The 14196-nt window shown below is 70.4% G+C and carries 11 protein-coding genes and 1 pseudogene; 6 read left to right on the forward strand and 6 right to left on the reverse strand.

Translation table 11 applies throughout. The annotated features are described in order from the left end of the window. Positions 1-88: 88 nt before the first annotated feature. Positions 89-946: an NAD(P)-dependent oxidoreductase gene (locus ACGFY5_RS00330; protein ID WP_392715704.1), complete on the reverse strand. Its 858-nt coding sequence runs from the start codon at positions 944-946 to the stop codon at positions 89-91. A gap of 10 nt (positions 947-956) precedes the next feature. Next, positions 957-2192, reverse strand: coding sequence for a hypothetical protein (locus tag ACGFY5_RS00335; protein ID WP_392715706.1), 1236 nt, complete (start codon positions 2190-2192; stop codon positions 957-959). Between the two features lie 236 nt (positions 2193-2428). On the opposite strand from ACGFY5_RS00335, the gene hrpA reads away from it, so the two are divergent. From hrpA to trxA, 3 genes are read left to right on the forward strand one after another with little or no spacing between them, the layout of a single operon-like run. Continuing rightward, a complete protein-coding gene (gene hrpA / locus ACGFY5_RS00340; RefSeq protein ID WP_392715709.1) occupies positions 2429-6694 on the forward strand; it encodes an ATP-dependent RNA helicase HrpA in 4266 nt (1421 codons plus the stop codon). Positions 6695-6748: 54 nt separating this feature from the next. Then, a complete protein-coding gene (locus ACGFY5_RS00345; protein WP_392715711.1) occupies positions 6749-7144 on the forward strand; it encodes a MerR family transcriptional regulator in 396 nt (131 codons plus the stop codon). Between the two features lie 26 nt (positions 7145-7170). Next, positions 7171-7485, forward strand: a complete 315-nt coding sequence (gene trxA, locus ACGFY5_RS00350; RefSeq protein ID WP_392715713.1) for a thioredoxin — start codon at positions 7171-7173, stop codon at positions 7483-7485. 45 nt (positions 7486-7530) lie between these two features. Here the strand turns inward: trxA and ACGFY5_RS00355 are convergent, their stop codons facing one another. From ACGFY5_RS00355 to ACGFY5_RS00365, 3 genes and pseudogenes are all read right to left on the reverse strand, one after another. After that, on the reverse strand, positions 7531-7725 hold the full coding sequence (locus ACGFY5_RS00355; protein ID WP_392715715.1) for a DUF397 domain-containing protein: 195 nt from the start codon (positions 7723-7725) through the stop codon (positions 7531-7533). Between the two features lie 89 nt (positions 7726-7814). After that, a complete protein-coding gene (locus ACGFY5_RS00360) occupies positions 7815-8456 on the reverse strand; it encodes a DUF5753 domain-containing protein (RefSeq protein ID WP_392718578.1) in 642 nt (213 codons plus the stop codon). Positions 8457-8468: 12 nt separating this feature from the next. Then, positions 8469-8759 (reverse strand): annotated as a pseudogene (locus ACGFY5_RS00365) (helix-turn-helix domain-containing protein); the annotation flags it as partial. 522 nt (positions 8760-9281) lie between these two features. Between ACGFY5_RS00365 and ACGFY5_RS00370 the strand changes: the two are divergent. From ACGFY5_RS00370 to ACGFY5_RS00380, 3 genes are all read left to right on the forward strand, one after another. Beyond that, positions 9282-9989 (forward strand): hypothetical protein, encoded by a 708-nt coding sequence (locus ACGFY5_RS00370; RefSeq protein WP_392715717.1) that lies wholly within the window; start codon positions 9282-9284, stop codon positions 9987-9989. A gap of 854 nt (positions 9990-10843) precedes the next feature. After that, positions 10844-11488 (forward strand): bifunctional DNA primase/polymerase, encoded by a 645-nt coding sequence (locus ACGFY5_RS00375; RefSeq protein ID WP_392715719.1) that lies wholly within the window; start codon positions 10844-10846, stop codon positions 11486-11488. Further along, positions 11485-12663 carry a globin domain-containing protein gene (locus tag ACGFY5_RS00380; protein WP_392715721.1) on the forward strand — a complete coding sequence of 393 codons (1179 nt, stop codon included), beginning with the start codon at positions 11485-11487 and terminating at the stop codon, positions 12661-12663. The genes ACGFY5_RS00375 and ACGFY5_RS00380 overlap by 4 nt, the downstream gene beginning before the upstream one ends. 51 nt (positions 12664-12714) lie before the next feature. Here the strand turns inward: ACGFY5_RS00380 and ACGFY5_RS00385 are convergent, their stop codons facing one another. Continuing rightward, entirely contained in the window at positions 12715-14184 is a 1470-nt protein-coding gene (locus ACGFY5_RS00385) for a multicopper oxidase family protein (RefSeq protein ID WP_392718580.1), read from the reverse strand. Between the last annotated feature and the right edge of the window lie 12 nt (positions 14185-14196).

Raw genomic sequence — 14196 nt, forward strand, 5'->3', positions numbered from 1 at the left:
CGCAGCCGGACGTGCGGCAGGTCGCCGCCCGTCACTGCGGCCGCCGGGGCGGGCCGGGCTCACCGGGCGCCCGTTGTGCTCGGCACGCTCACTTGTCGCGGTAGTTCAGATAGGCCGCCGCCATGTCGAGGTCCCCGTTGCCGGCCTCGACCCCGGCCGCGAACTGGCCCGCGATCGCGCGCGCGACCGGCAACTCCAAGCCGCCCTCGGACGCCGCTTCGACGATCAGCCGGGTGTCCTTCGCCGCGCCCTCCATCGAGAACGACGGATCGAAGTTTCCGGCGAGCATCGCACCGCCCTTGAGGTGGATGTACGGCATGTCCGTGCCGCCGCCCTCGACCGCGCGGAAGAACAGCGACGGGTCGAGCCCCAGGCTCCCCGCCAGCGACAGCACCTCGGCGGTGCCGGCGGTCGCGGTCGCCACCCACAGGTTCGCGACCAGCTTGAGCCGCGACCCCTGCCCGGCGGCGCCGACCCACAGTGTCCGGGAGCCGATCGCGTCGAACACCGGCGCGCAGCGTTCGTGCACGTCGTCCGGGCCGGATGCCAGCACGACGAGCGTGCCGTCCTCGGCCGGTTTGCGGGTGCCGAGCACCGGTGCGTCCACGTAGACCAGCCCCAGCGATTCGGCAACCGTGGCCAGCTGCGACGCCCCGTCCACACCGACCGTCGCGGACTGGATCCAGATCGTCCCTGGCGCGGGGGAAGCCGCGGTGATCGCCGACGTCACCGACTCCACGTCGAACTGCATCGTGACGACGACGTCCGCGCCGTCAGCGGCGGCCGACGCGGTGTCGGTCACCACCGCACCGACCTCGGCGAGCGGCTCCGCTTTCGACCGGGTGCGGTTCCAGACGCGCAGCGGCAGCCCTGCGGCAGCGATGTTCTTCGCCATTCCGGCACCCATCACTCCGGTGCCGAGCAACGCGACAGTGGTTTGTCCCATGCCCCCGAGGCTATGCCGCGAGCAACGCGAACGCGCCCGCGGCGCTGGCACGTAGGACGGCGCGGGTGGCGTCGACGTCCAGGGGACGGTCGGGGTCGGACACCATCAGCGACACCGCGAACGTGCGGCCGTCCTGCGTCCGCGCCAGGAAATTCTCGGTGACGACGCCCGGCTCGACGCCGCCCTTGCTCCAGCCGACCGGCCAGCGACCGGCGTCCAGCGCCAGCGACGCCGTGCCCTGCTGACCCAGCACCGCGCCGAGCACCGGCTGCTCGTCCGCCTGCGCGAGCAGACCCGCGAACGCCCGGACGACGTCGGCCGGCGACGCGAACCACTCGACCGAGTCGGTGAAACGCGGCTCGTCCGGCCACTCCGTCGGCCGGGGCAGGTGCGCGACGACGTCACGCAGGTACTCCAGGCGGGCCCGGGGACCGTCGGTGGCGAGGTACTCCTCGCTCACCCGGGGGTGCATCTTCAGCTGCGACGCCTCACGGGTGGTGAGGAACGGCAGATTCGCGCCGATCTGGGCGTGCTGGAAGCGCACCTGCTGCGCCTCCACCGCGCCACGGCCGAGTCGCCCGACGAGGTGGTCGATCGCCGACGCGTCGCCGGAGAAGATCGCGTCGTCGGCGTACCGGCGCAGCGAGAGCATCGCGCCGTCGGGCAGCGCGCCGATCGGGGAGCGCAGATCGCTCTTCCAGACGTCGCGCACCGCCAGCGGCTCGTCCCAGCGCATGCGTTCCTGCCCGACCGCGTGGGCCAGCGCACCGATGACGTAGAGCACGGCCGCCGCGCCGATCGGGCGGGCGACCCCCGGCTCGACGCCGTGCACCGGGAGCACCTGGCCGGACCGGTCGATCTCGGCGGCCAGCAGCGAGGCGCGCGGGGCCAGCCCGGCGATCTGGTCGGAGAGCTGGGCCCAGGACCCGGGCACCGGAGTGAAGCGCAGCGAGCGGATGCGGCCGGCGGCGTCGGTGCGCAGGATCACGTGGTGGCGGTCGCCGACGGCGTCACGGACCACGGCGAACGCGCGGCGCTCCGCCTCGCGCGGTTGGGCACGGAACGATTCGACGTGCAGACCGGCTGGAAGGCCGAGCGTCGGCAGCGAGGTGTGGGCGCGGAGTTCGGACTCCGGGATCGGCAGGCGGAGGGAGACCTCGCACAGCCACTGGAGCTGGCGGCCGACGGGAGTGGACGGCAGCAGCGGCGAGGGACGGTACGTCGCAGCCTGGCTACGACTGTTCACGATCGGCAACGGACGCCCTCCTCTCTCCGACCTTGCAACCTCGCGGCGCACCGATTTACTCCACGATCTCCCGTCTCGTTCGTCGCGGCATCGGGGGTCACCCTGAGATCCGCCTCTTGGTAGAGAAACGCACCCGAAGGGTCCAGCGGTTCCAGAGTCCCGTACGCGACTTAGAGAGGCCTGTGAAGAAACGCAGTCGGCGGTATGGCCAACCCCCGCCTACGCTGGACGGTGCAATGAACAACGCCACTGTCGAATCGATCGACGTCGCTGACCTCCGGTCCCGCCTTTCCGAGCTGATGCTCCGCGACGAGCATCGGCTCCGTCGCCAACTCGACCGAGCGTCCTCCGGCCGCCCGCGCGCCGCCGACGGCCGGCAAGGTGGCAATGCGCGTGCTGCCGACGGCCGCCGCCAGGCCGATGACCACGACCCGTTGGTGCGGGTCGCGGCCGAGATCGCGACTGCGGAAGCGAAGATTGCGGCGCGCAAGGACAGCGTCCCCGAGATCGTCTATCCGGCTGAGCTTCCCGTCAGTCAGAAGCGGGACGACATCGCTGCGGCGATCCGGGATCACCAGGTCGTCATCGTGGCCGGCGAGACCGGCTCCGGGAAGACCACCCAGCTGCCGAAGATCTGCCTCGAGCTGGGCCGTGGCATCAAGGGCCTGATCGGCCACACGCAGCCGAGAAGGCTCGCGGCCCGCACCGTCGCCGAGCGCATCGCCGAGGAGCTCGACACCGAGCTCGGCGACGCCGTCGGCTACACGGTCCGCTTCACCGACCAGGTCAGCGACCGGTCGCTGGTCAAGCTGATGACCGACGGCATCCTGCTCGCCGAGATCCAGCGCGACCGCGAGCTACGCCGCTACGACACGATCATCATCGACGAGGCCCACGAGCGAAGCCTCAACATCGACTTCCTGCTCGGCTACCTCAAGCAGCTCCTGCCCCGGCGCCCGGACCTGAAGCTGATCATCACGTCGGCGACGATCGACCCCGAGCGGTTCGCCGCGCACTTCGAAAACGCACCGATCGTCGAGGTCTCCGGCCGGACCTACCCGGTCGAGGTCCGCTACCGCCCGGTCATCGACCCGGACGACGAGAACGCCGACAAAGACCGCGACGTCACCCAGGCGATCCTCGACGCGGTCCACGAGCTCTCCGGCGAAGGCCCCGGCGACATCCTGGTGTTCCTCTCCGGCGAACGCGAGATCCGCGACACCGCGGACGCGCTCACCAAGGAGAACCTGCGCAACACCGAGATCGCCCCGCTCTACGCCCGGCTGGCCGCCGCCGAGCAGCACCGCGTGTTCCAGCCGCACTCCGGCCGCCGCATCGTGCTCGCCACGAACGTCGCCGAGACGTCGCTGACCGTCCCCGGCATCAAGTACGTGATCGACCCCGGCACGGCCCGCATCTCCCGCTACAGCCTCCGCACGAAGGTGCAGCGCCTGCCGATCGAGCCGGTGTCCCAGGCCAGTGCCAACCAACGCAAGGGCCGGTGCGGCCGCCTGAGCGACGGCATCTGCGTCCGCCTGTACACCGAGGACGACTTCGACTCCCGGCCCGAGTTCACCGACCCGGAGATCCTCCGCACGAACCTCGCGTCGGTCATCCTGCAGATGGCGAATCTCGGGCTCGGCGAGATCGCCGCGTTCCCGTTCGTCGATCCGCCTGACAAGCGCAACATCACCGACGGGATCCAGCTCCTGTCGGAGCTCGGTGCCCTGCACGCCCCGAAAAACAACTCGAACGGTGTGCAGCTGACCGCCGTCGGCAAGCAGCTCGCACAGATCCCGATCGACGTCCGGCTGGCGCGGATGGTGATCGAAGCTGACAAGAACGGCGTCGTGCCGGAGGTGCTGGTCATCGCTGCCGCGCTGTCGATCCAGGACCCGCGCGAGCGCCCCACCGAGCACCAGCAGGCCGCCGACGAGAAGCACAAACGGTTCGCCGACCAGCACTCGGACTTCTCGTCGTACCTGCTGCTCTGGAACTACCTGCGGGAGCAGCAGCGGGAACTGTCCGGCAGCGCGTTCCGGCGGATGTGCAAGGCGGAGTTCCTGCACTACCTGCGCGTTCGTGAGTGGCAGGACCTGCACGGACAGCTGCGTCAGATCATCCGCGGGCTCGGCATCACCGTCGACCGCCAGGCCGATCCGGGCGGCGACGGCCAGAAAGTCGTGAGCTCGCTGCTGGCCGGCCTGCTTTCGCACATCGGTATGCGCGACGACCGCACGACGACGAAGGACCAGCCCAAGGGCCGCCGCCCGCTGACCGAGTACTACGGCGCGCGCGGCGCGAAGTTCGCGATCTTCCCCGGATCGACGCTGGCCAAGCGGCCGCCGCGCTGGGTCGTCGCCGCGGAACTCGTCGAGACGTCGCGCCTGTGGGGTCGGATCACCGGGCGGATCGAGCCCGAGTGGGTCGAGCCGCTCGCCGGTCATTTGGCTGTTCGTACCTACAGCGAACCGCACTGGGACGCCGAACGCGGTGCGGTGCTGGCCACCGAGAAGGTCACGCTGTACGGCATTCCGCTGATCGCCGGGCGGACGGTCACGTACTCCAAGATCGATCCGGAGCTCTCCCGGGACCTGTTCATCCAGCACGCGCTGGTGGAGGGGGAGTGGCGCAGCCACCACAAGTTCTTCGGACGTAACCGGAACCTGCTGAAGTCCGCCGCCGAGCTGGAGAACCGGGCCCGGCGTCGTGACCTCGTCGTCGACGACCAGACGCTGTTCGACTTCTACGACGAGCGGATCCCGGCCGAGGTCGTGTCCGCGCGGCACTTCGACAGTTGGTGGAAGAAGGAGTCGCGGGAAAAGCCGGAGCTGCTCGACTTCTCGGCGTCGATGCTGGTCAACCAGGCTGCCGGTGAGCTCGACATCGCGACGGCGTACCCCGACTTCTGGGATGCGGACGGCGCGCGGCTCCGGTTGACCTATCAGTTCGAACCGGGCACCGCGGCCGACGGCGTCACCGTCCACATACCGCTGGCGGTGCTCAACCAGATCACGCCGGACCAGTTCGGCTGGCAGGTGCCCGGGCTGCGTCACGACCTGGTCACCGCGATGATCCGGTCGTTGCCGAAGGAGATCCGGCGCAACTTCGTGCCGGCGCCGGACGTCGCCCGGGCGGCGCTGGCGGGTGTCTCACCGGCCGACGGGCCGTTGCCGGTGGCACTCGCCGCCGAGTTGCGTCGGCTGACCGGTATTTCACTGCCGATCGACGCCTGGCAGGACGACCGGATCCCGGACCACCTCTCGATGACGTTCCGCGTCGAGGACGAGCGCGGGCGCCGGGCCGCCGAGGGCAAGGATTTGGTCACCCTCCAGCGCCAACTGGCCCCCCAGATCCGCGAAGCAATCACTGCCGCACTCACGGCGCCGGAGGAGCCCAGGCGTTCCCGTCGCGGGCGCCGCGGGCGCGGCGCGGGTGAAGCGGGCGCCATCGGGTCGGGCGCCGCGGGCGTGGCCGCGGGCGAGGGGGTGCCCGGCGGCGCGGGGTCGGGCGGCGCGGGGTCGGGCGGTGCGGGGTCGGGCGGCGCGGGGCGCGACGCCGCCGGGACGGGCGGTGCGTCCGGGGTGCCCGGCCGCCCCGGTTCCGGGCCGGAGCCTGATGAGACTCTCGCGATCGAGCAGAGCGGGTTGAAGGCGTGGACGTTCGAGGCGTTGCCGGAGGTGGTGGAGCGGCGGCGGGGCGGGTTCCTCGTGAAGGCGTACCCGGCGCTGGTCGACGAGGGTGACAGCGTGGCCGTGCGGCTGCTGGGCAGCCCGGCCGAACAGCAGCGGGCGATGGTGACCGGCACCCGTCGGCTGGTGCTGCTCACCGTGCCGTCGCCGAACAAGGCAGTGGTGTCGTCGCTGTCGAACAGTGCGAAGCTCGCGCTCGGACGCAACCCGCACGGCAGCGTCGCAGCGCTGCTGTCGGACTGCGTCGCGGCCGCGGCGGACGAGCTGATCGCGACCGCGGGCGGCCCGGTCCGCGACCCGGCGGGCTTCGCGACGCTGCGGGACGCGGTACGTGCCTCGCTCGTGCCGACGACACTCGACGTCCTGAAGACCGTCGAGAAGGTGTTGGCGGCGGCACACGCGGTCGAGGCGCTGCTGCCCTCGGTACCCGCGGTCGCGCGGACCGACGTGCAGACGCAGCTGAACGCGCTGGTCTACCCGGGATTCGTCGCGGCGACCGGCCGGCGTCGGATGGTCAACGTGCTGCGGTACGTGCAGGCGATACAGCGGCGGCTGGAGAACGTGCGCCGCGACCCGGCCCGCGACAAGGGCTGGCAGGACCGCATCACCGCCGTCACCGAGGTCTACCAGGACTGGCTCCGCCGGCTGCCGCCGGAACGCCGCGACGACGACGCCGTGCGCGAGATCCGCTGGATGATCGAGGAGCTGCGGGTGAGCCTGTTCGCGCAGTCGCTCGGCACCGCGTACGCGATCTCCGAGCAGCGGATCTACAAGGCGATGGACGCGGCCGGCGGCGGAGTGGTCGCATGAGGCTTGCCTTGACGTCCGCGTGAAGCTTTAGCGTCGGTATCCGAGGAGGTCGCGATGCGGATCGGTGAGCTGGCCGAGCGGGTGGGCACCAGCACGCGCGCGCTGCGGCACTACGAGTCGCTCGGGCTGTTGGCCGCGCGCCGTACGTCGAACGGCTATCGCGAGTACGGCGAGGAGGACGTCCGGGTCGTGCGCGAGATCCGGACGCTGGTCGGAATCGGGTTCGCGCTCGAGGAGACCCGTCCGTTCGTGGAGTGCCTGCGTGCCGGGTACGCCACCGGGGACTCGTGCCCCGCGTCGGTGGCCGTCTACCAGCGGAAGATCGCCGAGATCGACGACTGCGTGGCGAGCCTCGCGGCGGTGCGGGAACGTCTGTCGTCGGCGGTGTCGGGCGGTTCGCTCGCGGATGCACCGGAGCCGCTCTGCGCGTTCACGCCGCTCGCGCGGTGACCTCCTCCATACCGAGGGAGGCTGTTGTGGAAGCAGTTACCGACTCGACCTGGACCACGGAGGTCCTGGCGTCGGAGATACCGGTGCTCGTCGACTTCTGGGCGGACTGGTGCGGTCCGTGCCATCGCCTTCGCCCGACGCTGGAGGCGCTCGCGGAGGAGTGGGCCGGGCGGGTGCGGGTGGTGTCGCTCGACATCGACGCGAACCCGAACGTCGCCCGCGACTACGGGATCCTCAGCGCGCCGACGCTGACGCTGTTCCGGGACGGGGAGCCGGTCCGGACCGTCGTGGGTGCGCAGCCGAAGTCGCGGCTGGTGGCGCAGCTGGAGCCTGCGCTCTGAGGAGCGGAGCCGCCGGTCCCGGCGGCTCCGTTTCGTCGTACCGAACTACGGTCGGTCGAATTCACCGAGCTTGATGCCGTGCAGGAACGCGGCCCAGCGGCCAACCGGGTAGGTGAGAACAGCACCCTCCGGGTTCTTCGAGTCACGGACGCCGATGAGGCTCGGAGTCTCGGCGACCTCTACGCAGTGCATGCTGGCACTACGAGTGGACTTATGCCACGAATCGGGTTTAAAAGTCACAGCCGTCCACCTTTATTGGTGAGATGAGTGATGGGTGTGGCCCCCGTGGGTAGGGGCGGACAGCTCGGAGCCGCGTTTGTGGGCGCTCGTCAGTGGCGCTCTGGTGTGCGGATCTGGTCGCGCACCGCGGCAAGGAATTCCAAAGACTTGTTCGGCGAGAGTGCGATCGACCTGAGCTGGTCGAAGATGCGGCGGTAGCGCTTCAAGTCCGTCGAGCCCTCGAGGTAAAAGTCCCCCTGATGGCCCTCGACGAAAACGATGCCCGACGCTGCGCTGTCCTCGACCTCCACGATGCCGAAGTTGCCCGGTAGCGCTGGATGAGCACCGGCTTCGTAGTCGATCACCTGCAAAGTCACGTGCGATCGTTCGGCAATGGCGAGGGCGGCATCCAGTTGTCGGAGCTGGACCTCGCGTCCACCGATCAGGCGGCGGGTGGCTGCCTCGTCGATGATGAACGACAGGTAGGGCGGATCAGGGCGATCGACGACCTGTTGGCGAGCCATCCGCAGCTTCACCTGTTCGTCGATCTCCTGCACGGTCTTCTTCTCGCCCATCCCGAGCAGAACGGCCCGCGCGTAGTCGGGCGTCTGGATCAGGCCGGGGAACGCGAACGGCTGGTAGTCGGAGATAGCGGTCGCTGCCGATTCCAGGCCGATCAACGTCCGGTAGGTGGCGTCGATGTCGTAGCCCTGCCACCACGCACGCTCTTTGCTGGCCCGCGCGAGCGACATGAGTTGCTCCTGCTCGGCGGGCGAGACGGCGTAGAGGCGGCAGAGATCACGGACATCACGGAGGACCGCGCCGCGTCGACCGGTTTCGATCCGACTGATTTTCGTCGGGGAGCACAGTAACTCCCTGGCGACCTCCTCGATCGTCTTGCCCGACTCGTGACGGAGGGCCCGCAGGCGCGCGGCGAGCTCGCGCCGACGCAGTGTCGGAGCGTGTTCGCCTACCACTGCTGTTCGGCCCTTCGAGCCACGGAGAGATACCGCTTCGGAGACACGGAGCGTCGCCGCCGAAATGGCACTTGCCACGGCCAGGCGGGGACGTTACCAAACGACCGAGCACATTGGTCACACCGGCCGCAAGACCCACTCGTGTGTCGGAAACGAGAGCGTTCCAAGTGGGATGGGATTCCCATTCCAGCAGGTAAGAGGGGTCTTTCTGGAAATTTCTCGCTTGTGAGGCGGGAGGGGCTGGAGTGGTTCGGGAGGGCCGCGCCGAGTTCGGATTCTGTCAGCTCGACGACTGCCAATGGCACTTGCCCTCACGCTCCCGAGCGTGCCAGGATTTCACTGAACGTCATGACAGGGTAGCCAACGAGCAACCGGTACCGCTGGCCCGGGCGTCGGGAGGGGACGGGCCCTTTCGTATCGCGAGCTTATTGGGTGCGTAAGTTTCGCTCGAAGCGAGCTGTCTTCGCCGCTCGCCGTTGTCCAGTGGGAACCCACCAGGTCACGACAACACCCCCGCGCTCACCGGCACGGTCTTCTGTCGCCGGACGGGTCCCGGCTTGGTGCTCTGCACAACCGGAAACCGCGGCATGGAGGATGCCAATGAACACGGGGCCACAAAGCCGGCATCAGGGTGGGGCGGACGAGGGCGAGGCCGCGATCAAGCCCCCGACGTTCGTGCCGGCTGACTTATCCGACCTGACGCCACTTCCCCACCAGGGCAACAGAGCGCCGGCGCCGCCGACGGTCGCCCGACCGCTGCCGACGACCGTCCTATGGCGGTGGCGATACGAGACCGCAGTCCTCGGTGGCGCGCCGCTGCTCTGGTGGGCAGGCGTCCGCTCCATCGGCGGGTTGGCGGGGCTGAGCATCGTCACCGGTCTGCTGGCGTTCGTGGCGCTGATCCCGCCGCTGCGTCGGTGGCTCACCGCTGTGCTCTGGACCGTCGTCACACCCCATCGGGTGCGGGTCGCCTGCGCCGAGGCTGGTGTCGTCTCGCCGAGCGGCAAGTTACCTGGCGTGCTGTGCACGGTGCGCAAGCCCTACGGGGAGCGCGTCTACCTGTGGTGTCCGCCCGGCCTGGGCCCGGCGGACGTCGCTGCGGCACGTTCGGTCATCGCCGCCGCGTGCTGGGCGAACGACGCCGTGTTCTACCAGACCAGTGGGCAGTATCCGCAGTTCGTCGCGGTGGACGTCATCCGCTTGTCGGACGCGGTCGTCGAGCCGGAGCCGATGGAGTTACCCGCGGTGTGGGAGCGGTTCGCCCGCCACGACGGTCGGTTCGAGGGGTTCGCTCCGCGCACCCGCTGACACTTCGATCGACGAGAGGGCCCATCCCGGCGCGTTCCCGGGATGGGCCCTCTCCGTGTCGGACCTTGATAGCTGATAGCGTGCGTGCAATTCTCTTCCTCGCTGGAAATTGATTGAATGCGGCCGGGACAATTGTCCCGGGGAGCCGGGAATTGTTCCCGAACGGGATGGCCGAATTCCCGATGTGCCGGGCTTTCTTCCCGGCCGTTTTCCGCAATTTCCTGAGCTGCGCAATTGGGCGCGAATCGCTTTCTCCGGGTTACGGAAAGGCAACGATCCGAGCGGCTTCGCCAAAAGCGACGATCCGGCACTTCCCGGGTCGTTCCACTCGATGCCGGGTGCGCGCGAGTGACTGCTGAGAGCCCGCGCTGACCAGCGAAGTTCGAGCTCGAGAAGGCTTGCGTGTGGACGGTGTGACGACTGTCGTCGATCGCCTCAGATTCCGTTAAGGGACGCCCCAACGAAGGTGCATTCGAGTGCCTCTGGGTCACACCAGTAACAGCAGTCACTAAGCATCTATTAACGGTGAAATGAGTCGCCGCTACGAGGTGAATTGGTGCGGCGGTGCCATGATCGTTTTATTCGCCGAGACCGATTCTTGCCGGGTGAGTCGTCGACTCCCGGAACGGTCGCAAGCGAATGACGACGCGAAGTCCGGAGGCGAACCGGGCGCGCTGTGAGGGTAGGAAGGACAGGGGTGCTGGCATGGCACGGAAGATTCTGACCGACGAGGGCGGCCGCAGAACGTTAGGGATCGTGCGGGTCGCGTCCACCGTGCCACCGGCATCAGTGCGACGCCGCGGGATCGAGGCACCGGACTGGGCGGTCACGTGGACGCGGGCGGGGGTGGCCCGATGAGCGCCCGGCTCGAACGCGCGGTGCTGGCGGCCGCGGCCCACGAGTACCTGCGCGCCGGCTGGCCGGTCGCGCCGGGGGCCTGGTGGTCCCCGCAGTTGCAGCGCTACCGCTGCGGGCGGCCCCGCTGCCGGACGTCGAGTCCGCACGCCGTCGACCCCGGCATCGGGCCGTCCGGTGACCGGTGCCGGGCGACCGTCGCCGAGTGCGTCGTCACCAGCCCGACCGAGGTCGACCGCTGGTGGACCGGCCACCCGTACGCGCTGCTGATGCCCACCAGCACGGGGCCCGGTGTCGTGGACGGCACCGAGGACGTCGTGAACGTCATCGACGAGCGGCTCCGGGCCGAGGGGTACCTCGCGCCGATCTCCAGCTCGAAGGTCGGCCAGGCGCAGCTGTTCTGTCAGCAGCTCCGGCCCGGCCAGGAGCTGTGGCTGACGGCGGCGGGCGCTGGTGTGCTGCTCCACGGCGAAGACTCGTGGGTGACGCTGCCGCCCTCGACGGTGCGGACGGGACAGGTGCGATGGCTCCGGTCCCCGCAGGAATGTGGGTGGAGGCTGCCACCGGCGGCCGTGGTCTGCGCCGCACTCCGCGTCGCGTTGACCTTTCGACCCCGGCCTGTGATCCACGGACGGCTGGGATGACCGCGCGGCTGCCCCACGAAGACCACCGGCCGGACTCCACGACGATGTCGATGATCCGGGAGTCCCGGACGGCGATCGCGGCGCGGCCGGTGGATCTGGCGGCAGCGGTGTACCGGCATCTGCCGTCGTTCGCTCCGCGGACGAAGGAGCTGCTCGCGGCGGACATCCGGTTGCACGGTGACCGGATCGTGCGGGACCTGCTGCGAGCAGCGGAGGTGTTGGATTCGCTCGCCGCGCTCGAGGACGATCTGCGCCGGTTGGGCGCGGAGCACGCGGCGCACCACGGGGTGCGGACGGAGCTCGCGGAGCACCTTCCGTACCTGGGGCAGGCGTTGGTGCGGGCGGTGCGGGAGCTGTTCCCGAACTCGGAGGGTGGGCCGCTCGGGTCGGCGTGGCTCGAGGTTTTCGAGTGGCTCGCCGACGAGATGATGCGGGGGGCGGAGGCTGCGGGGCCGGCGGTGCCGGAGACGTCTCCGGCGTACTGGCGGTCGTACGTGGAACCCCACCCACCGGAGCCGCCGCCCCTGGCCGTGCCGGCCCCGGCCGTGCCGGCCCCGCCCTCTGAACCGGTGGCCACCGCTGATCCGGCGCAGGACGCGACGGTCATGTTCGACCGGGGCGAACTCTTCGAGCGGCTGGCCCGAATCGAGGAGCTTCCGCGGTCGGTCTCGCCCGCTGCGCCGGTCGTACGGCCCGCGCCGCCCGCAGCCCGGCCGGTCTCGCTCGCGGCCCGGCCGGTCTCGCCGGCGGCGCCGGTTCCGCGGGCCGAGCCGCCGGTGGCGCGGCCGGTCCCGCCCGCGGCGCCCGCGGCGCCCGCGGCGGCGCGGGGTGGGCCGGGGCGGCGGGGACGGAACCCGTGGAGTTGGGCGTCGCGGTCGCGGGCGCGGAGCGTCGAGCCCGAGCCGCCGGCGGAACCGTGGCCGCCGCCGCCACAGATCGACCCGGCGATGTACGACTCACCGCCGGTCTCCACCACCGCAACAGCGGGCCCCACGGCCGTCGGGGAGTCGGCCGTGATCCCGCCCGCGGACCCGGAGCCGGCCCCCACGCCCGGCGGGGCACTCAAGGGCGTCGGCACCGGCTGGCCCCGCACCACGGCCACCCGACCGGTTCGGCCCGCGCAGGACGCGGAGCTGAACCCCTTGGACCTGGGCGACGCCCCCGCCCAGGAATAGAGGCGGGGGCGCCCCGGAATGACGCACCGGGGCGCCCCCGCCTCCCGCGGGTCACGTCGTCTCGAAAGTGGACATCATCGTCATGTCCTCGTGCTCGAGGTTGTGGCAGTGCAGCAGGAACCGTCCGCGGTAGTCGGTGAACCGCACCGCGACCTCCACGGTCTCCGCCGGCCGGAGGTCGACGGTGTCCTTCCACCCCGCGTCGAGGTCACCGGGCGGGCGGCCGTTGCGGGAGAGCACCTGGAACGGCGACAGGTGGATGTGCACCGGGTGGTGCAGGTCGGTGGAGAGCGTCCAGATCTCGACGTCACCCAGGCGTGGCGTGGCGTCGACGCGGGACGGATCGAACGGCTTCCCGTTGACCACCCAGCCCTTGCGCTGGCCACCGAGGCCGTCGGGGACGGTGCCGCGGCTGAACGCGAACTGACGTTCCACCGTGCCGCGGCGGAGCGGCTCGACGTCCGCGAGCTGGGTCGGGATCACCGAGTCGTCCCGCGCTTTCCGGGCGACGCGGAAGCGCATGACCTGGCCGGTGCCGGCGCTGCCGAGCGCGTTGCGCATCGTGATCACCTGGCCCGGCCGGTACGCGCTGAAGTCGACGATCACGTCGAAGCGTTCGGCCTGGGCGATGGTGACCGCGGTGTGCTCGATCGGTGCGGCGAGCAGGCCGGCGTCCGAGCCGATCTGGACGAACGTCGCGCCCTGGTCCAGCGTCAGCTGGTAGCGGCGGGCGTTCGAGGCGTTGAGGATGCGGAACCGGTAGCGGGCGGCGTCGACCTCGAGTTCGGGCCAGGGTGCGCCGTTGACGAGGACGACGTCCCCCAGGACCCCCTCGACGAAGTCGTCGTGGGCCATGGCGGGGTACTTGAGCGCGCCGTCGGCGTCGAAGGCCCGGTCGGCGATCATCAGCGGGATCTCCCGGTCGCCGCCGGGGAGCGAGAGCGCGTCCTCGACGTCGTCCCGAATCAGGTGGAAGCCGGCCAGGCCGCGGTAGACCTGCGGACCGGTGAAGTCCATCCGGTGGTCGTGGTACCAGAGGGTCGCGGCCGGTTGCGTGATCGGATAGACGTAGTCGCGGCGGCCCCGGGTGACGTGGCCGGGGTGGTGGTCGTGGTGGTGCGCGGCGTTGTTCTGCGGGAGCACCAGGTCGGTGGGCCAGCCGTCGTGTTCCGCCGGGGTATGGCCACCGTGGAGGTGGACGACAGTGGGCACGTCCGTCTGGTTGGAGTGCCGCACGACCGTTCGGCGTCCGGTGCGGGATTCGACGGTCGGGCCGGGGAAGACGCCGTCGTACCCGAGGATCCGCGTCCGGACGCCCGGCAGCATCTCGACGTCGGCCTGGCGCTGCACGATCTCGTACCAGTCCGTCGTCGCGTCCCGGCGGACCGGGCGTTTGACCGGCGGGATCGGGAGGGGAACCCGGAACGGCTCCGGGAGCGGCCGGTCGCTGCGGAGCGCCTCGCCCGTCGACCCCTCCGACGCGCATCCACTCAGCGCGACCGCGCCGGCGGCCGCTCCCATCAGCCCCAGGAA

Origin of the sequence: Cryptosporangium sp. NPDC048952 (genome assembly GCF_043197895.1) — a bacterium.
Classification (GTDB): Bacteria; Actinomycetota; Actinomycetes; order Mycobacteriales; family Cryptosporangiaceae; genus Cryptosporangium.

Coding starts and splice junctions, on each gene's coding strand:
- ACGFY5_RS00330 (WP_392715704.1), bottom strand. CDS start 946: ATGGGACAAACCACTGTCGCGTTGCTCGGCACCGGAGTGATGGGTGCC.
- hrpA (WP_392715709.1), top strand. CDS start 2,429: ATGAACAACGCCACTGTCGAATCGATCGACGTCGCTGACCTCCGGTCC.
- ACGFY5_RS00345 (WP_392715711.1), top strand. CDS start 6,749: ATGCGGATCGGTGAGCTGGCCGAGCGGGTGGGCACCAGCACGCGCGCG.
- ACGFY5_RS00360 (WP_392718578.1), bottom strand. CDS start 8,456: ATGTCGCTCGCGCGGGCCAGCAAAGAGCGTGCGTGGTGGCAGGGCTAC.
- ACGFY5_RS00370 (WP_392715717.1), top strand. CDS start 9,282: ATGAACACGGGGCCACAAAGCCGGCATCAGGGTGGGGCGGACGAGGGC.
- ACGFY5_RS00375 (WP_392715719.1), top strand. CDS start 10,844: ATGAGCGCCCGGCTCGAACGCGCGGTGCTGGCGGCCGCGGCCCACGAG.
- ACGFY5_RS00380 (WP_392715721.1), top strand. CDS start 11,485: ATGACCGCGCGGCTGCCCCACGAAGACCACCGGCCGGACTCCACGACG.
- ACGFY5_RS00385 (WP_392718580.1), bottom strand. CDS start 14,184: ATGGGAGCGGCCGCCGGCGCGGTCGCGCTGAGTGGATGCGCGTCGGAG.